This window comes from Cellvibrio sp. KY-YJ-3 (assembly GCF_008806955.1).
Lineage (GTDB): Bacteria > Pseudomonadota > Gammaproteobacteria > Pseudomonadales > Cellvibrionaceae > Cellvibrio.
In genome coordinates this window covers 2,385,043-2,407,180 of sequence record NZ_CP031727.1, presented here as the reverse complement: position 1 = coordinate 2,407,180, position 22,138 = coordinate 2,385,043, and the positions used below count along the sequence as shown (strand labels likewise).

Sequence of the window (22,138 nt, the reverse complement as noted above, 5' to 3'; positions counted from 1 at the left end):
GAGCACCACACACATAACAGAGCACCAGATTGGCAGCCAAGGTTGATCGCTTACCTTAGCCTTGCTCTGTACTGCAAAACAGTTGCAGATAATCAGAATTACTACAGATCAGATACGCACTACACGAGCCTGAACGGCGGCATCTGCTACGGTGTTTTTCGCTGAAACTGAATCTGTTACCAGTACAGATGGAATCGCATACTGACCGCACAATGACTGACCAAACGAAGAGAAGCACGTCATGAGCGAACATATTCCTGTACAACAGCTGCCCTCCTCTCACAAACCCACACCCGCTGAACGCGGCGGGAAAATTCATACGCGCAGTTTTACCGGGGTTTTTCGCCGCCTGCGCATCAGTATCGCCGGTGTACTGGCACTATTATTTTTTGGTACTGCCTGGATTAACTGGGACGGCCACCAAGCGGTGCTGTGGGATTTAAGCGAGCGAAAATTCTATGTGTTTGGCACCACATTTTTACCTGAGGATTTTTTACTGCTCGCGTTTGTCATGAGCATCAGCGCATTTTTATTGCTCGCCGTTACGGTAATAGCCGGGCGAGTCTGGTGCGGTTACGCCTGCCCACAAAGCACCTGGACCTGGGCATTTATGTGGATGGAAAAAATTACTGAAGGCGATAGTTATCAACGCGTAAAACTGGATGCAGCTCCCTGGTCACTCAATAAGTTTTTTCGTCGCAGTAGCAAACATTGTTTGTGGCTAATGGCATCGCTCGCCACCGGCATCGCGTTTATGGGCTACTTTATGCCGGTGCGAGATTTGTTGAGCGATTTAGTCACTGTGCAACTGGAAGGCAATTACGCATTTTGGGTATTTTTTATCGCCGGTATGACTTACCTCAATGGCGGCTGGCTGCGCGAAAAAGTCTGTACCCACATGTGCCCTTACGCGCGCTTCCAAAGCGTGATGTTTGATAAAGACACATTAATTATCGGTTACGATGTGCAGCGTGGTGAGAGTCGTGGAGCGCGCAGAAAAGATGAAGATCATCACGCAAAAAATTTGGGTGATTGCATCGACTGCCATATGTGCGTGCAGGTTTGTCCAACCGGCATTGATATTCGCAACGGTTTGCAAATGGACTGCATCGGTTGCGCCGCCTGTGTGGATGCCTGCGACTCGGTGATGGATAAAATGGGTTATGCGCGCGGTTTGGTAAGTTATACCAGTGAACGCCTATTGGAGCTGCCGCCCACGCAACGCAGCGCGATAAAACCCGGCATTCGCTGGCGCACCAGCCTCATTGCCTATGCGGTCGCCATTGCCGCACTACTGGCAATTCTTGCGCTGAGCTTAAATGCGCGCGAGCAAATGGCACTGAGTGCTTATCGCGACCGCAATGTATTGCGCACCAATTCACTCGGTGAAAAAGTGAATGTTTATCGCCTGAAATTAACCAACAAAACCCAACAAATACAGACCTATCAACTCACCTTGGCAAGCGATAAACCGCTGTATTTAACCAAAACTTATCAGCTGACTTTGGCCGCCGGTGAACGCGTAGAATTACCGGTCGCGGTGGCCCTAAAAAAACATGATCCGATCCACAACACGGGTAGCCATATCGATTTTAATTTCCAGATGAGCAATGTAAATCAGCCGAAACAAACCATTGATCAATCCGCCAGTTTTATCTACCAGGGTAAATAGGCAGTTGGGCAACACTATCGGAACACCGGGGGCTGGCTTATCATTCGCTTATGAAACTCTATGAACAATTTGCAGAAAACATCGCCGAACTGATTCGCACCGGCACTTTGAAGCCGGGCGAAAAAATTCCGTCGGTGCGTACCGCCAGCCGCACCCATAGCATCAGTGCCGCCACCGTTTTTCAGGCCTATTACTTATTGGAGCGGCGCGGGCTCATTGAAGCCCGCGCGCGCTCCGGTTATGTGGTGCGCAACAATGCGGGCAGCCTGCTCGCCGAACCGCAATTAAATGACAACGCGCAAGCGCGGCATGAAATTGCGGCTACCGAGGTGGATGTCAGTGAATTGGTTTTTTCTGTGTTGGATTCCATTAAAGACCCACACACCATTCCCTTGGGTTCCGCCTTTCCCAGCCCGGATTTATTCCCCCTGCCACGGCTGGCGCGCTCCATGAATAAAGCGCTGCGCGATATGTCGCCGCAAGCCATAGTGACCGACATGACCAGCGGCAATGCCAATTTGCGTCGCCAAATTTTGCTGCGGGCCATGACCGCCAACAACAAATACACCGCCGATGAATTAATTATTACCAGCGGTGCCTTGGAAGCGCTGAGTTTATCGCTGCAAACCGTAACCAGCCCCGGCGATATGGTGGCGATTGAGTCACCGGCTTTTTATGCCTGCTTGCAAGTGCTGGAACGGTTGAAATTAAAAGCGGTAGAAATTCCGGTTCATCCAAGCGAAGGCATGGACTTGGATATTTTGGCCGACACCCTCACCCGTCTGCCCATAAAAGCCATATGGGTAATGAGCAGTTACCACAATCCGCTCGGCGCCAGCATGAGTGATGAAAAGAAAAAGGCATTTTGCGAGTTAATTGCACAACACCAAATTCCCACGATTGAGGACGATGTTTACGCCGAACTTTATTTTGGCAACCAGCAAGCCAAACCCTTAAAAAGTTTTGATCAACATAATTTAATTATGTATTGCAGTTCATTTTCTAAAAGCCTGGCGCCAGGCTATAGAGTCGGTTGGGTAGCCGGTGGAAAGTTCGCCGAAAAAATTTATCGCCTGCAACTCATGAGCACTATCTCCCCTTCGGTGCCTGCACAAGCAGCGATTGCCGATTATTTGCAGCACGGCGGTTTTGATCGCCACTTGCGCAAACTGCGCGAAACCCTTGAAGCGCAGCAACAACACATGTTACTGGCAATCGAAAAATATTTCCCCAGCGGCACCCGCGTAACCCAACCCAAGGGGGGTTATTTTTTGTGGGTAGAATTACCCACGCAGGTAGATTCACTGCAACTATTTAAACTCGCCCTTGCCCAAGGCATTAGCATTGCCCCCGGCCCCATCTTCTCCGCCTCCCGCCGCTTCCGCCACTGTATCCGCTTAAACTATGGCAATAGCTGGACGCCACACATAGAAGAAGCGATGAAAATCTTAGGGCGATTGATGGCGTCGTTTTGATGTAAACAATATTTTTTATCAACACCGTTGTTATGTTATTTATCTGAACATCCAAACGTAAAAAATCCCCATGATTTTTCGGATCATGGGGATTTTTTTGGCCCAATATGCCCTAAATTCCCGTTAGTCTTGTTTACTGGTTTTTACAGGCGACTTCATATCCTCACCCACATAAAAGCTCGGATGTGGCGGTTGGTTGTAGGCGGTGTTTTGCCAGGCAATTGCAACGCGGTATTGCGGATCTTGCATCAAGGTTGTCAGGCCGATGTCTGTCGGAATGTTGGTGGAATAAATACGCAGGGATTGATTGTCCGCCGCACGCAAGATTAATTCCTCACGCCAATCGCCGAACAAATCAGCCGACAGGGCCGGATTAGCTTTGGTGCCGTTGTTGGAGCTAGTACCTTCGGTGACTAAAAGCGGCACACTGGTATTATTGTTCCAATCCCATTTATAAATGGTTGTGCCATCCAATAATTCACGCAGCAAATCGCCGTCCCACCAAATGGCAAAATTCACCTGTTTTGGTCGCGCGGGTGCCGCAACTTCGCCTTTGGCATTAAATAATTCCGGTGCATTGAGTGCCCAGTTTTCTGCACCTGGGTGACGCGGATCTATATCTGCCGCCAAACCGCGGCCGTTATCTTTTTCAGTAGGTTTACTCCACAACACTTTCCCGTCAGCGGCGTTGATTAGCGCAGAACCTATACCGCCATTACTGCGCGGGGATTCATACACACCAAACACCTCCAAACCGGGATTTTCCAAATTCAAATCTGATACATGCAGTGCATCGCCGTGGCCAAACCTGGTTGTCCATTTAGGCGAGCCATCGTGATCAATAGCCATAGCGCCGTAAATAATTTCGTCTTTACCATCGCTGTCGATATCAGCAACGGATAATTGATGATTGCCCTGCCCGCTAAAACCTTCGGGAACGTCATGTGCTGCAGAATCAAAAACCCAGCGCGTGGAGATTTTCCCCTCGCGGAAATCGTAGGCGGCGACTACGCTGCGAGCGTAATAACCGCGCGCCATAATGACACTCGGGCGCGCACCATCCAAATAGGCGACACCCGCTAAATAACGCTCGGAGCGATTGCCGTAACCATCGCCCCATACAGCTTTCATTTGCTCGGCGGTTGGATTGTTATTGCCCGGTGCACGCTGGGGAATATAGGGCACGGTATCCAATACTTTTCCGGTTGCGCCTTCAAATACGGAAAAATATTCCGGCCCGGTTAATACGCGGCCGACTAATTGCCCCATATATTTTCCTTCCGGTGTTACTACAGAACCGGTGCGATCACTTACCTCCAATTCGCCACCATGACTCACCCAATCCGCCTTGTCGTCACCGATGATTGTTCCCTCACCATCGGTTGTGCCATCTGCGGTTTTCAGGGCGATTTCAGCGCGACCATCGCCGTCAAAGTCGTACACCATAAATTGGGTGTAATGCGCACCTGAGCGAATATTTTTACCTAAATTAATTCGCCAGAGTTGTTTTCCCTCCAGCGTATAGGCATCCAAATAGGTAACACCTGTATAACCACCAAAGGCGTTATCTTTAGAATTATTTGGGTCCCACTTCAATACAATTTCGTAACGGCCATCGCCATCTAAATCCCCTACACTCGCGTCATTGGCGGTGTAGGAATAAATCTGACCATCGGGGGTTTTATCATCGGCCGGTGGTGTAATTGAAATATTAAGATAGGGTTGATCCCATGCACGTGCAGTGGCAATAACTTGTTCACCGGCACGTAATTCATAACTTGCACCGGCCTTGCCTTCTGTATCCAAAAAATTACTGCGTTCAGTGATAGCCACAGAAGAAACTTTATTACCATCGCGATACACATCCACCGCAAAGTCTGCTGCGTCCTCGTGCATTTTTCTCCAGCTAACCAACACTCCTTCTGCAGCGGGCACGGCGATCAAACCGCGATCCAGCGCTTCCATTTGCCGCGCAACTTGCTGGGAATTTGTAGCCGCCCCAACTTGTGTCTCTACATCAGCAACAGATGAACTGATCACTGTAGATTGCACTGTTTCAGCCGTTTGCTCTGAGCAGCCAACTACAGCCAGTGCCAATACCACAGGCGCTGAAACCAGCTTTAGTCTATTGAAAGCAGTATTAGTGGTTAAAAAATGCATTGGAAAACCTCGCTGATTGATTTTTATAATGAGCCGTCAGGAAAGCAGTGAAAGTTTATTTTTCGTCATACCCGCGAACGCGGGTATCCATAATCACAGACCCAACAAGGGTTTTAATTCTGCGGCGACAAACCCTGCATTTAATTCCGCTCCAGCTTTGCTGGTATGGGTATGTTTGTCAGCAAAAAGGGCATCCACTTTTTTCGCACCTAATTGCTCATATTCAGCAGCGATAACAGTATTTAAATCGATAAATGCACTACCGCTTTGTAGCGCCACCTGACGCGCCCAATCGGGATAGGAATCTGGTGAGCGGGCGATTTTTTTACCTTCCCATATTTTGCGCGGCACCGGCGAGCAGACCACGGTAATAATGCCGCGAGCACGGGCTTCGCCAATAAATTTGCGCAAATAACCACCGTAGCTGTATACGGTTTCCGGCTTTCCAGTCAGTTGGTTCTCTATTTGTTCATAGTTGTCGGCAACACCTTTGAGCGTACCGCGCGCACGGCTGTTGTCGTTAATAGGAGCGTTATCGTTGTGACCAAATTGCATCACCAATACATCGCCAGGGCGCATCATATTTAAGGTGCGCTGCCAGTAACCGCCAGTATAAAAAGTACGGCTGCTCAATCCGCCTACCGCGCGGTTTACTACATTGATTTTTTTACTGTTTAAATGCGGTTGCAAAAAATCGCCCCAACCCCATTCGCCATTGCCGCCAATACCACCGCCGTTGCGCACGGTTGAATCGCCAATTAAAAAGACCGAACGCAAATTATTGTTGGCAGGCATTGGCAAGCGCAGCCAGGTCATTTCGTCGGCAGCAACCGCCGCACCTTTTTCATTGAGCAGACCATTAAATAACAGTTCATCAGATAAGCGTTTATTAGATAATAAGGGGCGCAAACCTTTAAAGGCGGCTAGTGCTGTTTCCACATGAAGCTGCGCACCCTGCGGGTTAAAGTGAGTGTGATCTTTTGGATAAAGTGCGGCAGTTTTTTCTTCGCCCAGCGCTTCCAACTTATCGGCCACGAGATTATTCATATCCACAAAATGCGTATTCAGCTCTAATGCCAATTCATAAGCCCAGCGCCCGTAGCTGCCATTTCGCTCCAGTTTTCCGGCTTGCCATACATTGCGCTGGGTGAGCGACATTAAAATCGGCGTGGCATTTTTTGCGCGCACGTCATTCACCATCTTGCGGATGTAGTGGCCGAAGGTGTAAACCGTTTCCTGCTGTTGGGTGAGCAGGTTATTAATGGTGATAGCTTCTGTGCCTATACCCGGCAAGGTGCCGCGTGCACGGGTTGTATCATTTATCGGGCTGGCATCGTTATGGCCAAATTGGATGATGACTATATCGCCTGCAGAGACTTCATCGATTAAGGCTTGCCACAAGCCTTCCGCGATAAATGTGCGACTACTACGGCCGCCGCGTGCACGATTAATCACTTCCGCTTTAGTGGCATCCACATAATCACCCAATAGCGCGCCCCAGCCTTGCTGATCGGGTTGACTGTAAGTCGCTGCTGTGGAGTCACCGGCGATAAAAATTTTCGTTTTACTCGTTTTATTAGGCGCACTGTCATCCGCGCAGGCTCCAGCGCTGATTAACAAGAAAAAGAACCACAAGCCGCGCTGTAAAATACAGCGCGTTAGATTATTTATTTTCATTATTAGCCTCGTTTTGATTGGCGGGATTATTTCACCAAAATATCTGACGTAATTTCTTTGAGCGATGCGCAACCAGAAAGCGCCATAGCCACGCGCAATTCATTGCCTAAAATATCCAATACATTACTAACGCCTTGTTTCTTTTGCGCGGCCAAGCCATAAACCCAGGCGCGACCAATCACCACCGCGTCAGCACCGAGTGCCATAGCGCGCACTATATCCAGCCCCGTGCGAATACCGCTGTCCAACAAAATTTTGATATCGCCCTGGACTGCATCCGCAATCGGTGGCAGTGCACGAATGGAGGAGAGTGCACCATCCAACTGACGGCCGCCATGGTTAGAAACAATCAAACCATCGGCGCCCAGTTTTTTGGCTTCCAGCGCATCTTCCGGGTCCAAAATACCTTTAATAATTAAATCGCCTTTCCATTTATCGCGAATTTGCTCCAGGGTTTTCCAGGTCACACTCGCGTCAAAATTTTTGCTCATCCAACTCCAGAATTCATCGATGCCTGCGCCCTTGCCCAATACGTGGGCGACGTTGCCGAGTGAATGCGGGCGACCACAAATACCCACGTCCCAGGCCCAGCGTGGACTCATCATGGATTGCAACATGCGCGCACTTTGACGGCGGAACATACTGCCGCCTGACAAACCAGAACGAATATCGCGGTAGCGCGATGAAGGTACCGGCATATCCACAGTGAACATTAATGTTTTAGTGCCCGCCTCCACGGCGCGATCCAACATCGCATTTAAAAAGCCGCGATCTTTAATCATGTATAACTGGAACCAGAGTGGGTCTTGTGTTTGTGAACGCACCTCTTCAATCGAACAAGCCGATACAGTTGACAAACAAAAGGGCACACCTTTTTCCTGCGCTGCCTGCGCCGCCAATACTTCACCGCGACGCGCGTTTAACCCGGCAATACCCACCGGCCCGAGAATAATCGGCAGTTTTAAATTCTGGCCGAATAATTCGGTTTCAGTGTTGATAGTGGAAATATCGCGCAGCACCCGCTGACGCAAACCAATGGTTTGTAAATCGGCGCAGTTGTTGCGCAAGGTGGTTTCACTAAAAGAACCACCATCAATATATTCAAACAAGAATTTCGGTAAGCGACGTTTAGCCAGTAAGCGATAGTCTTCAACGTTTGCAGCAATCAAAGGATTCACCTCGGTAAAAATATTGTTAATTAAATTATTTTTTCAGCGCACTACCCGCCAGCGAGCTACCAATCAACGCCAAATTCTGGATTGCCGCCAAACCCCATTGCGCGCTGTCGTTAGTGGAAACCCACGCGGCTTCATCAACCGGGTTTAATACCAGCGGCCCCTCAACCCGCTTAACCTCAGGCACATGATTCGCCTCGCGGAAAAATTCATCCCACGCCCGTTTTGCAAGTGCAGTATCACCAGTTTGCTGCGCCACATAGGCAGTGAGTCGCGAATGCGCATTGGTAAGATTGTTGCCCGTTAAACTCACCCCGAATTCAGCCGCTTGCTGCGCAGCCGGTGCACTATAAAAACGCCCGTAGCGTAACCACGCCGCTTTGAATTCAGGTACATCAATTAATTGATTTAACTCGGCACAGATTTCAATCAAACCAAACACCGCATTGAGGTGCGACACGCGTTTTGGGCGGCCAGATTCTAATGGATCAGCGGGAATAACGGTCATGGCTTTACTATTTATATCAAAGTGGTAACCCTTGGCAAAAAAGCCCAAGTCGTTACCGCCAATTGTGCGCATCGCATTTTCCAGCCAGGTTTTATAGCGTGCATCACCGGTGCGCTCCCAGGCAGTTAACCAATTGGCTGCCGCTGAACCCCAATCCGTACCAATTCCAATATGGGTATTTTTATCGGCCGCCGCCTCCGGGTTTACTTTGCGTGTGGGCAATAAATTCACCAGCTGTTTATCCGCTTCTGCTACTTCCCAGAGCACATCGCCGGTGCGTTCATCGGCGGTTAAAAAATAATGGAAGCGGCGATAGGCGGCAGTGCTAATGCGCAATTGTTTGGCACTGCAACCCCAATGCTGCACATTGTGGCGGGTACCCAAACCGGCAAAGCGACCAAGGTGATAAATATCCACATCGCGGGTGTGGCGAGTCATGGCTTCGGCGATACGAAATGCGCGGGCATCACCACTGCGCAGGAACGAATACCAGAGCCATAAATCCGGCGAGAGTTCGGAGTTATCCCAGGCAAAACCACCCACGTCGTAGCGCCATACATGACGATCAGTATCGTAGGTGTGCATCACATCGCCATAATTCCAAAAGCCATACCAATGGCGTTGGTCGATTTGTTTTTGATAAAAATCAATCGACCAGTCCAGCCGGTCTTCCACTATTTTTTTAATCGGTGTTGAACGATCCGGCAGGCTCCACAGACCACCAAATACACCGGCGTCCAAATAGGTTTGCGGCGCAGCAATAATTTGTGCGGGAGTGCGAATGGAATCGGCCAGATCGATACATTGTTCGCGCGATGGAGTTGCATCCAATGCGTAAAGCATCATGTCCGTTGTGCGCGCAATACCTTGAGGCGATCCAAAACCTGGCTCGTAGTCCTCGTAGGTGATTTCCAAACCTTCGATTTGTTTGGCGTAGGTGTCCATGCCCATGCCGTCGTGATAAAAGCGCAAATCCATCGGCGGTGCATCGGGCGACCAGATCCACATTGTCGCTTGTGCTGTTGGTGTGCCCGCATTGCGAATATCAATTTGTGTGGGATGCAATTGCCAAAAATCGCGCATGCCAAACAGAACACCACCACTCGCGCCACCCACATAAGCAACGCCGCCAGCACGCTTGCCTTGATCCACATCGATCCAGGCATGGCCCGCTTTGGTGCGCTTTTTAATGCTGAAGCCATTGGCGTTTAATTGTGAGAGCGAATAATCATTCCACACCGGAATAAATTGCAGGCGTTCGCTCACGCGTTTATCCCAGGTATTCAGTGCAGGAGTAGCGACGCCATTAATTTGTGCCTCGCGCACCGCCTTGCCGGGGTCGCGCCGCAAACCGGTAATGCCTTGCGGCGACTCCGCCCAGAGGCCATTGCCCTCACCCACAAAACGCACATGACGGTTATAGGTTTCATCGCGCTGCGGTACATCAAAACGTAAACCGAGTGCGCGAATAAAATCCTGTTGTTCATCGCCGTCAAAAATAAAGCTGTGGCTAATGCGCACCGCATCGCCACCAGCATGAAAATACAAACGCAATGAAAACGGCAGCCACTCGCGACCATTTGCCGTGCGGTGCATACCCGATAATTTCACCACCGCGCGCAAGGGCCCGCGCTGTTCTATGTCGGCCTGTTTTATCTGCGCGGAAAAATGTTCTATTTGCAGCGGCTGCTCGCCGTCCGCTTCCGCTTGATTTTGTCGCTGGCCAATAAATCGCGCGTTTTGCAGCAATGTTTTTTTCGCGCGGGTAATTTCATCAATAATCACCTCGCCTTGGGTATTCACTACACAGCGAATCACGCCGGTATCAATCAACAATTTTTTGCCGGATTCTCCAATTGTTACGCTGTGTTTTGCCTTAGGCGCGCGGCCTTTTAATTCACTTTTTTCGATATGGAAAGTTTGCCCCAGCGCTTGCCCGGCAGCTGTGGCATGCCCCGTCCATTTCACTGAACCGTCTGGCCAGGTCGCCATTACCCAGGTTTGTAATGGCTGGTATTTACCAGCTTGATCCACTAAATGCAGTGCATCATTTGTTTTGAGCCTACCCTGCGGCCAGGGCTGCCCCCAGGTATAACCGCAGCGTGCGCGTGGTTCGGCGGTATCCAACCAACCCAGCTGATTGGATTTGGTAAGTAGCGGGTTGCTGGTACTGGATTGCGCTGCTGTCAGGCGGGTACCCGCCATTAACGGCAGGCTGGCGGCCATAGCGCTGTATCTGAAAAGTTCTCGGCGGTTCATGGACTCTACTCACTGCATGCACCCTGAAGGGCGCTCTTTTATCGTTTATTGGATACTAAGCTGCACATGAAGCATGTCCTATTTGTATCACACTTGAATCATATTGACTACATATGATTGAATATGATCGACACATTGAAAGATCGCTGTTATGATCACTTCAAGATCCCTGAATCCGGTTTTTGCCAACATTTTTTTTGCCAACAATAAATTGTGAGTATTTTATGGTTGCTACAGTAGAAGGTATTGCGCGCACCGAGTTGACGCGCACCATTGATAAGCTGATTGATAATCTGGTTAACATTAAAGACACCAGCGGTGAATTCCTGCTGCGTTTGGATGATGGCCGCGTGATTGATACCAAAGGTTGGAATGACTGGGAGTGGACCCACGGTGTGGGCCTCTACGGTTTGTTAAAGCTGTGGGATATTACCGGCGACGAAAAACCGCTACACATCATGCAGGACTGGTTTAAAAATCGTTTTGAAGCGGGCACGCCTACTAAAAACGTTAATACCGTTTCTCCCTTCCTCACCCTCGCCTATTTGGCCGAGCGTTTGGGCACCCGCAGCTACCTGCCCTATTTGGATGTCTGGGCTGAGTGGGTAATGAATGAAATGCCGCGCACTGAAGAAGGCGGTTTGCAACACATAGTGTTTAACTCGGTGAACTACCAACAAATTTGGGATGACACCTTAATGATGTGTGTGCTCCCGCTCGCCAAAATCGGTTTGCTCATGAATCGCCCGGCCTATGTCGAAGAAGCCAAACGTCAGTTTATGTTGCACACCAAATATCTGGCAGATCGCAAAACCGGTTTGTGGTTTCACGGTTGGACCTTTGATGGTCGCCACAATTTTGCCGATGCACTCTGGGCGCGCGGCAACTGCTGGGTAACTATTGCGATTCCGGAATTTATTGAACTGCTGGATTTACCACCACACGACAGCACCCGGTTATTTTTAATTGAAACCCTGGAAGCGCAAGTAAAAGCGCTGGAGGGTTATCAAGATGAAAGCGGCTTGTGGCATACGCTGATTAATGACAAATCTTCCTACCTGGAAGCCTCTGCCGCCGCTGGTTTTGCCTACGGTATTTTGAAAGCGGTGCGCAAAGGTTATTTGGATTCCAAATACGAAGCCATGGCCGTTAAAGCGATTAAAGCAGTGCTCGCCAACATTAGCGACGACGGCGAATTACAACAGGTTTCGTTTGGTACACCGGTATTTGATGACCTGCAAGGCTATCGCGATATTCCATTGACCTCCATGCCTTACGGCCAATCCATGGCGATTTTGGCGCTGGTGGAATATATGAATCGCTATATTTAATTTCAAACCTCCTTCCCCGCTGTTGCCACTCGCAGCGCGGGGCTTTTTATAACAGCTTCCTATAACAATAAGAGCGATAATCACCATGACTATACGCGAAATAAAAACCCGAAATTATGTGGCTTATGGCCTCACCGATGTACTGGGTGCCGGTTCCATGGCGGTTATCAGTGGCTGGTTAATTTTTTTCTACACCACCTTTTGTGGTTTATCGGCGATACAAGCCGCCTCTATTTTTGCGATCGCGCGTATTATCGACGCCGTTGCCAGTCCGTTGATTGGCCATATTTCCGACAATTTAAATAAAACCAAACTCGGCCGTCGCTTTGGCCGTCGCCGCATTTTTTTATTAGCGGCTATTCCTTTATTGCCCAGCTTCGCCCTTATGTGGGTTGCCGATCAGCACTATTGGTATTACCTCTTCACTTTTGTATTTTTTGAATTGGTTTATGCCTCGGTATTAATTCCCTACGAAACCCTTGCTGCCGAAATGACCGACGACTACGCAAAAAAAGCCAAATTTGCCGGGGCGCGAATTTTAACCGGGCAAGTGTCTGCCATTTTTGCCGGCATTTTGCCCAACTGGATTGTTAACTATGTAGGTGGCAAAGAAAATTCAGATACTTTCCTGATTATGGGAATTATTTTTGCGCTGGCATTTATGCTGGTCATTACCGTAACCTATTTATTTACTTGGGAGCGCGCACCGGTAGTAGAAGCAGAAGAGCCTGACAAACCCAAAACCTCCGCGTTTAATGCACTCAAAATGGTATTTGTGAACCTATCCTCCACGTTACGGATTCGCGCCTTCCGCTTGCATTTGGGCATGTATTTGGGTGGTTATATTAGCCAGGATATTTTTAACGCGGCCTTCACTTATTTTATTGTGTTTGCATTAGGTGGTTCGGTGGCGATTGCTTCATCGCTTATCGCCAATACTTACATTGCACAATTGCTTGCCGTTGCGTTGGCGATTGCACTGGTCATTCGCATAGGCCCGTCCTATACCTATCGCTTAGCGGTATCGTTTTATATCGCCGGGATTGTTGCGCTACTGATTTTGTTTTTAACCTTCAGTGAATTGCCACCGCTGTATTTATTACTCGGTGCGGTAGTGCTGGCTGGTTTGGGGCGCGGCGCACTCAACTATATTCCCTGGAACGTGTACAACTATATTGCCGACGTGGATCAAATTGTTACTGCCAAACGCCGCGAAGGTAGTTTTGCCGGGGTGATGACCTTTATCCGCAAAGCAGCGCAAGCCGTGGCGGTGATGTTTGTGGGCATAGTGATTGAATGGGGTGGCTTTATGTCGGGCAGTGAAACCCAGACTACCGAGGCAATTAATACCATCGTACTGGTCATGGTAATTGGCCCGATTCTGTTATTACTCTTCGGATTTTTTGTGGCGAGCCGTTTTAAATTAAATAAAGACACCCACGAATTGTTAATGAACGAAATCGCTCATTTAAAATCTGGCGCCACCGAACCTTCCAGCGCACAGAGCCGCGCCGTAGTGGAAGATTTATCCGGCTGGCCTTATGAGAAATTGTGGGGCAAGAATAATGTGGGCAAATAGCCACATAGGAAAATAGCCAATTGGAGCGATAATTTTTACCAATTATTTTCCATTCGATTATGCACAAACAATTAACCCCCGGTTCGCTCCTGTAATACAACAGACTCGCACCGGGGGTTATTTTTTTCAGAGTTTTCCTAATATTATTTACCGGTGATTAAACCTCAAGCTCCTTTACTGCCTGATCCCACGCGCGCTGTAAATAGGCAAATGAATCCACGGCGTGGGCGGGGCTGGTGTCTTCCAATAAAATTGGCACCTGGTGTTTACCTGCGGCGATTAGCCGTTTAAATACCCCCACCCAATCCATCACACCGGTAGTGCCTACGGGTAAATCGCCGAGTTTCACCAAGCCCTTTTCGCTGGGCACCATTTGGTAATCTTTCGCGTGGATCGCCACTATGCGCTCACCAAAGGTGGCAAAACATTCATCCAAAAATGCATCCATATCCGCCACTCCCACCAGCGGAATTAAATTGACCGGATCAAAAATAATACCCAACGCCGGGGAATTAAATTCTTCAATCATAATGCGGATATGTTCGATTGTGGATAGCGCGTGGTATTCCGCTACCGCCTCCACCCCCACGCGAATGCCTTTTTGCTCCGCCGCTTTTACCAGGCGATGCAAACCTTGTAGCGCAATACGAAAGGCGATGTCGCGCCCGTCAGGTTGTTCAAGATAAGGCATAGGTGAACCGGTTTCGGTACCGATAACATTGCAACCCAGTGCAGCGGCGGCATCGATATGCGCCTCAAAACGTTTGAACGAAAATTCGCGCGCGCTTTCATCCAGCGCAACGGTATCTATGTAACAGCCAATCACCGCGACACTAATGCCATTCGCTGCAAACGCAGTGCGAATTTCCGCCAAGCCGGCATCGCCAAATTCTGCTGGCATTAAATGCCCACCGGGAAATGCCTTGGCCAAGGCCAGTTGCACGCAAGTTGCGCCGGAACTGGCAATACGCGCTGCGAGTTCTTGTGGAGGAAAGGTGCCAAAATCATGTGCCCGCAGGCCAAAAAGAGGTTTCATTCAGTTATACCGCTCAGCTGGTTGTTAATTAGATAATTTGACTGAATGTGATATTAACTGATTGAATTTGACCGATCAAACAATTGGCGATAACACTGAAAATTAAAAACCCCAAGGCAATAACATCGCCTTGGGGTTTTAGCTGCACAATTTACGAAACTATTTACGAAACTATGGTTAATCGTCGGCTTTTACAATCGCTTGAATTAACGCGGGCTCAAGTTGCGCACCGGTGTTGCGATTAAACAAGGCAAAACCGCCATCACCTGAGTAACCGTTGTCCCAATAGATTGGCACCAAACCACGGTCATAGGCTGACTGGGTGATGTACTCGTTCCAGTAGTTGCGATAGGTGGCGTGGCCCGACACATTCAACCGCGACACTACACCGTATTCACCCAAAATCACGCCGATGCCTTGATCCACAAAATGGGTTTTCATTTTTTGGAATTGTGCATCGGTATAAGCTTCGTTCGCCCAGGTTTCGGTGGCATTCGGGTTGGTAGCGATTGAACCCCACTGGGTAATATTGCTGTTGGTATTCAAGGTGAAGTTGTAGGGGTCGTAATAATGCACTTCCATCATCAGGCGATCATTCACGGTATCCACTGGAATCACCGCAAAATTGACCGTGTGATCGATGTTGGTATTAAAGCCCTGCACTACCAAATGCCGCGTTGCATTTTTGCCGCCAGTCGCACGCACGGTATCCACAAAAGTTTGGTTAAAACTATTTTGTACCGTGTAGTACTCAACCGTTGGCGTGCCGTAATCGCCATCCACCATCACTTCGTTAGTACCGGCAAATAACAAACGATCATCGTAATTTTTAAAACGGTTGGCGATTTGCGTCCACATAATATTGAGGCGATTATTTACATAAGTTTGCTGCGCATAAGTGGGTTGCATCCAGCCACCGTCCCAGTGGATATTCACCACCACATACATGTCGGCATTGAGCGCGTAATTCACTACTTGCTCAACACGATCCATCCACGCCGTTTGAATCACAAAATTTTGCGGGTCAGAAAATTTACTCCAGGCCACAGGCAGGCGAATGGTTTTAAAGCCAGCGGCTTTTACCGAATTAATTAATTGCTGGGTAATTAACGGGTTGCCCCAATTGGTTTCACCACCCACGGCATCCAATGTATTTCCCACATTCCAACCAATACCCATTAATTGCGTAAGTTCAACACTGGTCACACCGGAGCTGACCGAACTGCTGGAGCTGCTTGAACTCATCGAACGGCTGGAGGAACTTCTGATACAAATACCTGGGTGCATCGCACAGTATTCATCGCTCCAGGTATGTGGCGGGCAATCAGGCCAGCTATTACCTTGCGGGCAACTCAGACCTGAACTGAAGGATGAACTGCTTCTGGAACTCATGGATGAACTGGAGAGTGACACACTGCTGGATGAGCGCGATGACGAACTCACGCTGGATGAACTAATACTTGATGGACTAACACTTGATAGAGAAGATGAACCACAAATCGCGCCGGTTACTACCGGCGTTTCTATCGCGCCATTTGCATTGACTTGCATACCAAAGGTGATGGTTTGCCCCGGTTGTAAGGTGCTATTCCAACTCAAGTTGGATGCACTGTAGGGGTTGGACCCACTCAGGTTGGCGTTCCATAAATTGCTAATACGGTTGTTGGTATAACTCCAATTCACACTCCAACCATTGAGCACTGTTGAACCGGTATTGGTAATTTCAATATTCGCCGTTGCACCGCTGCCCCAGCTATTGGTCACCACATATTTACAGCTAGCGCTCTGCGCTAGCGATACTTGGGGTGTGAATAAACCCATGCCCAGGAGCGCGGCGGCGCCCCACAATTTAAGTCGTGAAATATTCATCCAGTTGTACTCCTGTCGTTATTGGTTATTGACCCGCCGCAAGAAATACCTGCGCCTGCACGGGAGGATCTGCCTTGAACTACCTACTGCGCTCACAAAATAGTCAGCAGAACCATATGCTATGCCAGTAATGGATTGAATAAGACTTGGGGTTACTTGGGATAAGATGCCTGAGGCGACAAAAACTGTATTATGCGAAACGAATCACAAACAAAATTGTTTTTATAGATAAAAGCAGATCAATGCATGTGAACAACCCCGGGTAAAACACGCGCTGTAGCAACAAAACAGCGCAGAACTCCTTTATCCTGCACACCAATACTAGTCCCCCAACGACTTCTCTTTATTTAAAGCGAGAGCCAATCATGAGCAGCCCCCAACGCGATATCACCCTTCGTTTTCTGGCCGAACCACAAGATGTAAATTTTGGTGGCAAGGTGCACGGTGGCGCGGTAATGAAATGGATCGACCTCGCCGCCTACGCCTGCGCCGCCGGGTGGAGCAGCCGCTATTGCATCACCGTGTATGCCGGTGGAATTCGTTTTGTATCGCCCATTCATGTGGGCAATTTGGTTGAAGTGAGCGCAAAAATTATTTACACCGGCAACACTTCCATGCACATCGCCATAGAAGTAAATGCCTGCGACCCTAAATCACTTAACCGTCGCCTTACCACCCACTGCATCGTGATCATGGTCGCCGTGGACGAAAGTGGCCAGCCAGTTAAAGTCCCGGTATGGGTTCCGCAAACCGAAGCAGACAAACAACAACACGCCACGGCCATCAAACTGATGGAAATGCGCAAAAAAATTGGCGACGAAATGCAGATTTTTGTTTGATTTATTTTTCCAACGCCCAGCTGAGATTCACGCTATGACACACGCATCATCCACCTTAAAAACCAAACAGAAAAAAGACGCGCGCGATATTCGCGCCGACGCATTAAAAATTGCCAACAGTATAAAAATAGAAGGCCAATCGCCGGTGGAAACCAAAGCGATTGCGACAGGAATTCAACGCGGCATGGAAATGTTTTTACGGCAACAAAGTGAGAAAACGCGAGAATTGGATAAGCGGGTTAAAAAAGTAAAACAATTATCAACTCAACTAACACAACAAAAAAATCCGGAGAACCACACAGAAACCGCAGCCGTACAAAACCCTTCGCGCTTACCCTGGGCGCTGCTTGCGCTGTCCTGGGGATTATTTTTAGCAGTGGGTCTGGTAATAACACTGCGATAAATAATTTTTAACTGCCTGCAAAAGTGAAATTGCAAACTTAAACGACAGCTTTTAAAGTTTTGTGTTTTTTGGCGCTTCACTCCTCCGCGAACAAATGGTCAATGAGACCTAGTCAACAGATGTACTAGTATTTTTCCCGTATAAATATCAATTGTCCTGCACAGCGGTCATAAAGCGCGTTTCAGCGCTTGCATAATAAAGGGTGCCGCTACTCCCCCGGTTATCATATTTTCAACCAACGGATTCTATGATCGGGTGAGCCATTATCAATACAACAATGTGGTGACGAAGGAGAACGTGAGAAGAAGTTTTGGGCCGGGGTGACGAGGTGTCTCCCCAGTCCAGATACTGGAGACCGCAAATTTATTGCGATCTTTTTCTCGGCTGTTTTTACGCTAGCTTGCGCTTGGCGGGCTACGCATTGGCAGTCACCATAATAAATTGAGGATTGAATAATGGGACATAGAGTATCTCCTTCCACTCGCATGCCTGCTCCGGTGAAACGAGCGGTAAGCCTTCTCGGCGTCAGCATTGCGCTGGCCGCATTTTCGAATGCCGCCGCTGCTGGCTGTGAATATGTTGTGACCAACAGCTGGGGTTCGGGTTTTACTGCGGCGATCCGTATTTCGAACACCAGTTCGACCGCCATCAATGGCTGGAATGTTAGCTGGCAATACAACACTAACCGCGTGACGAATTTATGGAATGCCAACCTGTCGGGTAGCAATCCCTATGCGGCGACCAACCTAGGTTGGAACGGCACTATACCGCCGGGCCAAACCGTCGAGTTTGGTTTCCAGGGTGTTACCAATGGCGGTGCGGTTGAGCGCCCCACTGTAAATGGCGCTGCTTGTACTGGTGGCACGCCTTCTTCCAGTTCATCCAGCGTTGCTAGCTCGGCGCCTTCATCCAGCAGCGTACCCCCCGTTTCCAGCAGCTCCAGCGTTGTCAGTTCGTCATCCATTGCCAATGGGGCGCAATGTAACTGGTACGGCACCCTTTACCCCATGTGTACCAGCACTGCCTCGGGTTGGGGTTATGAGAACAACAGAAGCTGTATATCTTTCTCAACCTGCGATGCCCAGCCAGACCCATGGGGCCCGGTCAATCCCGGTTCGTCCAGTTCATCCAGCATTGCTCCCAGCAGTTCATCTGTACCTAGCAGCTCATTAGCACCAAGCAGTTCATCAGTGCCGAGCAGCTCATCCAGTTCTGTTGTCAGCTCCAGCTCGGTTATTAGCAGCTCAAGCCTGAGCTCTATGTCATCCAGCTCATCGTCATCAGTAACACCTCCGGGTAGCGGTGTGTTCCGCATCAATACCCAAGGGAACCTGACAAAAGACGGTGAATTAGTGCCAGCGCGTTGCGGTAACTGGTTCGGCCTTGAAGGTCGCCATGAGCCATCGAATGACGCCAACAACCCCAGCGGTGCACCAATGGAGTTGTATGTGGGCAATATGTGGTGGGTCAACAACAGCCAGGGTTCAGGTCGTACCATCCAGCAGACTATGACCGAGCTGAAACAGCAAGGTATTACCATGCTGCGCCTGCCTATTGCGCCCCAGACATTGGAAGCAAACAACCCCCAAGGCATGGACCCCAACCTGAAAAACCATCAGTCGGTACGTCAAACTACCGCACGTCAGGCATTGGAGGATTTCATCAAACTGGCTGACCAGAATGACATCCAATTGTTCGTTGATATCCACTCCTGCTCTAACTATGTTGGCTGGCGCGCAGGCCGTTTGGATGCCCGTCCACCCTATGTGGATGCCACCCGCGTAGGTTATGACTTTACCCGCGAAGAGTATTCATGCTCTGCCACCGGCAACCCAAGTTCAGTCACCAAAATCCATGCTTATGACAAGGAAAAATGGCTGGCTAACCTGAGAGAGATTGCAGGTCTGTCCGAGCAGTTGGGTGTAGATAACATCATCGGTATCGATGTATTCAACGAGCCCTATGATTACACTTGGGCCGAGTGGAAAGGTCTGGTTGAGGATGCCTATGAGGCGATTAACGAAGTGAACCCCAACATGATCATTATTGTTGAAGGCCTCTCCGCTAACGCCAACACCCAGGACGGAACACCGGATACCAAAGTTCCTGTTCCGCACGGCAGCCTTGATTTGAACCCTAACTGGGGTGAAAACCTCTACGAAGCTGGTACCAACCCGCTGAATATTCCTAAAGATCGCCTCTTGTTCTCACCTCACACCTACGGGCCTTCCGTGTTTGTACAAAAACAATTCATGGACCCAACCCAAACCGAGTGTGAAGGTTTGGAAGGTGATGAAGCGGGCCACGCCGACTGCCGTATCGTGATCAACCCCGAGCTGTTGGAACAAGGCTGGGAAGAGCACTTTGGTTACCTGCGTGAGTTGGGTTACGGCATTTTGATTGGTGAGTTCGGCGGCAACATGGATTGGCCAGCTGCAAAAGCCAGCCCGGCAGACCGTGCCCTGTGGAGCCACATCACCACCAATGTGGATCAACAATGGCAACAAACAGCGGCTAACTACTTCAAGAAAAAGGGTATCAATGCCTGCTACTGGTCGATCAACCCCGAGTCAGCAGATACCATGGGCTGGTACTTAACCCCTTGGGATCCTGTCTCCGCCAACACCAGTTGGGGGCAATGGACTGGTTTCGACCCACGTAAAACCGAGCTGTTGAATGACCTATGGGGACTGTAATTTCCTGCTCGCAGGAATAACCACAATTCCCAACGCGTAAAAACAAAACCCGAGGCCGCAAGGTCTCGGGTTTTGTTTTACTGGATTTAAATGATCAAACCACTCGCCTCACCAACTCCCCCGGGTTTACCCCAAGGGTTGCAATACCGCTCTGGCGTAAGCAATAAACGCACACAGCGCCGCAACAACCAACCAATAAATCGGTGAACCCAGGTCTGTATTTCCCGCAAGAAAATGTATCGCACAGAAGGACAACATAATCACCGCAATACAGGTTGCCGCAACAGGCACTAACACTGCCGCAGGTTTGTAGAGCCCAGGCAAAATCAAGCACAGCGCGCACAACAGCTCAACACCTGCGAGCGCCCACCAAATACCTGACGGAATGGCTTTCAGCGACGGCATGGTTTGTTCAGCGCTGTGGGAGAATTTCCACACCGCGCCCATCACGGTATGCAGCGCGAGCAGAATTTGCAAAATCCATAAAAAAATATTCATGCGTTAACCCCACTGTTATTGTCGATGAGTTGAATATCAAAATTTTCAAGAACCTGTTTGTCCATAACGATATCAATGGCTGTGATTTTTCCATCGCTAACCACAAAGCAAAACGCCACCACCGTTTTTCCATTCATCCCCCAGGTCGCGCCAGCAAACCCATTCACTAATGCCAGCTGCGCACCCTGCGCACTGCCATTCAAGGTATCTGCCACCGCCTTGGCGCCCGCGATCTCCGCTGCAAATTGCGGTGCACCGCGCGCTTTATTCGCCGTGGAAACTTTAATCGCCGTTTCATCAGCACGCAGCACAACCTCAGGGTGTAACAGCCGGATCAGCGCCTCAAAATTACCTTGCCGCGACGCCTGCATAAACGCAGCAACCACTTGCTGCTGGCGCTGCACATCTTTGCGCGGCATAGCCGCCCCCCGAACACATCGGCGCGCACGGCTAGCCAATTGTCGTGTTGCCGATTCCGAGCGTTCAATAATCGGCGCGATTTCATCAAACGGTAAATCAAATAAATCATGCAGCACAAACGCGATACGCTCCGCGGCCGTGAGCTTATCCAACACCAGCAACAACGCAGGCCCAATTGAATCGGCGATCAATAATTTCTCCTCCAAATCGCCCTCACCTTCCTCCGGCAGATCAACCAACATTTCCTCAAGCGATTCCTCACGCCCCGCCTTGCGTGCACGCAACATATCCAAGCAGACTCTGGCTACCACAGTAGTGAGCCAGCCGCCAAGGTTCTCGATAGTTTCCGAATCAGACCGATTCAACCTGATCCACGCCTCCTGCACCGCATCCTCCGCCTCACTGCGCGAACCCAACATGCGATAAGCCACCGCCTGTAAATGGTGTCGCGTTGTTTCAAATTGTGTTGTCAACCAATCGCTCTTTTCCATCCTGTCCTCAAGAATTACCTGTCATTTTGATGTTTTTGGGTGCTACACAA

15 protein-coding genes are annotated in these 22,138 nt (G+C 49.5%); 7 read left to right on the top strand and 8 right to left on the bottom strand.

Features of this window, described 5'->3' with window-relative positions; translation table 11 throughout:
- Positions 1 to 241: 241 nt before the first annotated feature.
- Both ccoG and D0B88_RS10170 read left to right on the top strand, forming a co-directional pair.
- On the top strand, positions 242 to 1,672 hold the full coding sequence (ccoG, locus tag D0B88_RS10175; protein ID WP_151056923.1) for a cytochrome c oxidase accessory protein CcoG: 1,431 nt from the start codon (positions 242 to 244) through the stop codon (positions 1,670 to 1,672).
- A 50-nt stretch (positions 1,673 to 1,722) separates the two neighbouring features.
- Positions 1,723 to 3,147, top strand: coding sequence for a PLP-dependent aminotransferase family protein (locus D0B88_RS10170; protein ID WP_151056921.1), 1,425 nt, complete (start codon positions 1,723 to 1,725; stop codon positions 3,145 to 3,147).
- A 123-nt stretch (positions 3,148 to 3,270) separates the two neighbouring features.
- Here the strand turns inward: D0B88_RS10170 and D0B88_RS10165 are convergent, their stop codons facing one another.
- The 4 genes from D0B88_RS10165 to D0B88_RS10150 all read right to left on the bottom strand — a co-directional run bounded on the left by D0B88_RS10165 (position 3,271) and on the right by D0B88_RS10150 (position 10,893).
- Positions 3,271 to 5,307 (bottom strand): rhamnogalacturonan lyase, encoded by a 2,037-nt coding sequence (locus D0B88_RS10165; protein ID WP_151056919.1) that lies wholly within the window; start codon positions 5,305 to 5,307, stop codon positions 3,271 to 3,273.
- A 93-nt stretch (positions 5,308 to 5,400) separates the two neighbouring features.
- Positions 5,401 to 6,984, bottom strand: a complete 1,584-nt coding sequence (locus D0B88_RS10160) for a GDSL-type esterase/lipase family protein (RefSeq protein WP_151056917.1) — start codon at positions 6,982 to 6,984, stop codon at positions 5,401 to 5,403.
- A 26-nt stretch (positions 6,985 to 7,010) separates the two neighbouring features.
- The gene (gene lldD / locus D0B88_RS10155) at positions 7,011 to 8,162 is read right to left on the bottom strand and encodes an FMN-dependent L-lactate dehydrogenase LldD (protein WP_280522459.1); all 1,152 of its coding nucleotides are present in this window, start codon (positions 8,160 to 8,162) and stop codon (positions 7,011 to 7,013) included.
- Positions 8,163 to 8,187: 25 nt separating this feature from the next.
- The gene (locus tag D0B88_RS10150; protein WP_151056915.1) at positions 8,188 to 10,893 is read right to left on the bottom strand and encodes a Tat pathway signal sequence domain protein; all 2,706 of its coding nucleotides are present in this window, start codon (positions 10,891 to 10,893) and stop codon (positions 8,188 to 8,190) included.
- A 257-nt stretch (positions 10,894 to 11,150) separates the two neighbouring features.
- Between D0B88_RS10150 and D0B88_RS10145 the strand changes: the two genes are divergently transcribed.
- Complete coding sequence (locus D0B88_RS10145) at positions 11,151 to 12,257, top strand: glycoside hydrolase family 105 protein (protein ID WP_007642641.1); 1,107 nt, start codon at positions 11,151 to 11,153, stop codon at positions 12,255 to 12,257.
- An 85-nt stretch (positions 12,258 to 12,342) separates the two neighbouring features.
- Entirely contained in the window at positions 12,343 to 13,836 is a 1,494-nt protein-coding gene (locus D0B88_RS10140; RefSeq protein ID WP_151056913.1) for an MFS transporter, read from the top strand.
- Positions 13,837 to 13,993: 157 nt separating this feature from the next.
- Here the strand turns inward: D0B88_RS10140 and D0B88_RS10135 are convergent, their stop codons facing one another.
- Both D0B88_RS10135 and D0B88_RS10130 read right to left on the bottom strand, forming a co-directional pair.
- On the bottom strand, positions 13,994 to 14,872 hold the full coding sequence (locus tag D0B88_RS10135) for a sugar phosphate isomerase/epimerase (protein WP_151056911.1): 879 nt from the start codon (positions 14,870 to 14,872) through the stop codon (positions 13,994 to 13,996).
- A 177-nt stretch (positions 14,873 to 15,049) separates the two neighbouring features.
- Positions 15,050 to 16,741: a cellulase family glycosylhydrolase gene (locus D0B88_RS10130; protein ID WP_151056909.1), complete on the bottom strand. Its 1,692-nt coding sequence runs from the start codon at positions 16,739 to 16,741 to the stop codon at positions 15,050 to 15,052.
- Between the two features lie 365 nt (positions 16,742 to 17,106).
- Between D0B88_RS10130 and D0B88_RS10125 the strand changes: the two genes are divergently transcribed.
- From D0B88_RS10125 to D0B88_RS10115, 3 genes are all read left to right on the top strand, one after another.
- Positions 17,107 to 17,580 carry an acyl-CoA thioesterase gene (locus tag D0B88_RS10125; RefSeq protein WP_007642650.1) on the top strand — a complete coding sequence of 158 codons (474 nt, stop codon included), beginning with the start codon at positions 17,107 to 17,109 and terminating at the stop codon, positions 17,578 to 17,580.
- A 34-nt stretch (positions 17,581 to 17,614) separates the two neighbouring features.
- Entirely contained in the window at positions 17,615 to 17,983 is a 369-nt protein-coding gene (locus tag D0B88_RS10120) for a DUF2956 domain-containing protein (protein ID WP_225318315.1), read from the top strand.
- Between the two features lie 455 nt (positions 17,984 to 18,438).
- The gene (locus D0B88_RS10115; RefSeq protein WP_151056905.1) at positions 18,439 to 20,679 is read left to right on the top strand and encodes a cellulase family glycosylhydrolase; all 2,241 of its coding nucleotides are present in this window, start codon (positions 18,439 to 18,441) and stop codon (positions 20,677 to 20,679) included.
- A gap of 126 nt (positions 20,680 to 20,805) precedes the next feature.
- Here the strand turns inward: D0B88_RS10115 and D0B88_RS10110 are convergent, their stop codons facing one another.
- Positions 20,806 to 21,177 carry a DoxX family protein gene (locus D0B88_RS10110; protein ID WP_151056903.1) on the bottom strand — a complete coding sequence of 124 codons (372 nt, stop codon included), beginning with the start codon at positions 21,175 to 21,177 and terminating at the stop codon, positions 20,806 to 20,808.
- Positions 21,174 to 22,088: a sigma-70 family RNA polymerase sigma factor gene (locus D0B88_RS10105; protein WP_151056901.1), complete on the bottom strand. Its 915-nt coding sequence runs from the start codon at positions 22,086 to 22,088 to the stop codon at positions 21,174 to 21,176. The genes D0B88_RS10110 and D0B88_RS10105 overlap by 4 nt, the downstream gene beginning before the upstream one ends.
- Positions 22,089 to 22,138 lie beyond the last annotated feature (50 nt).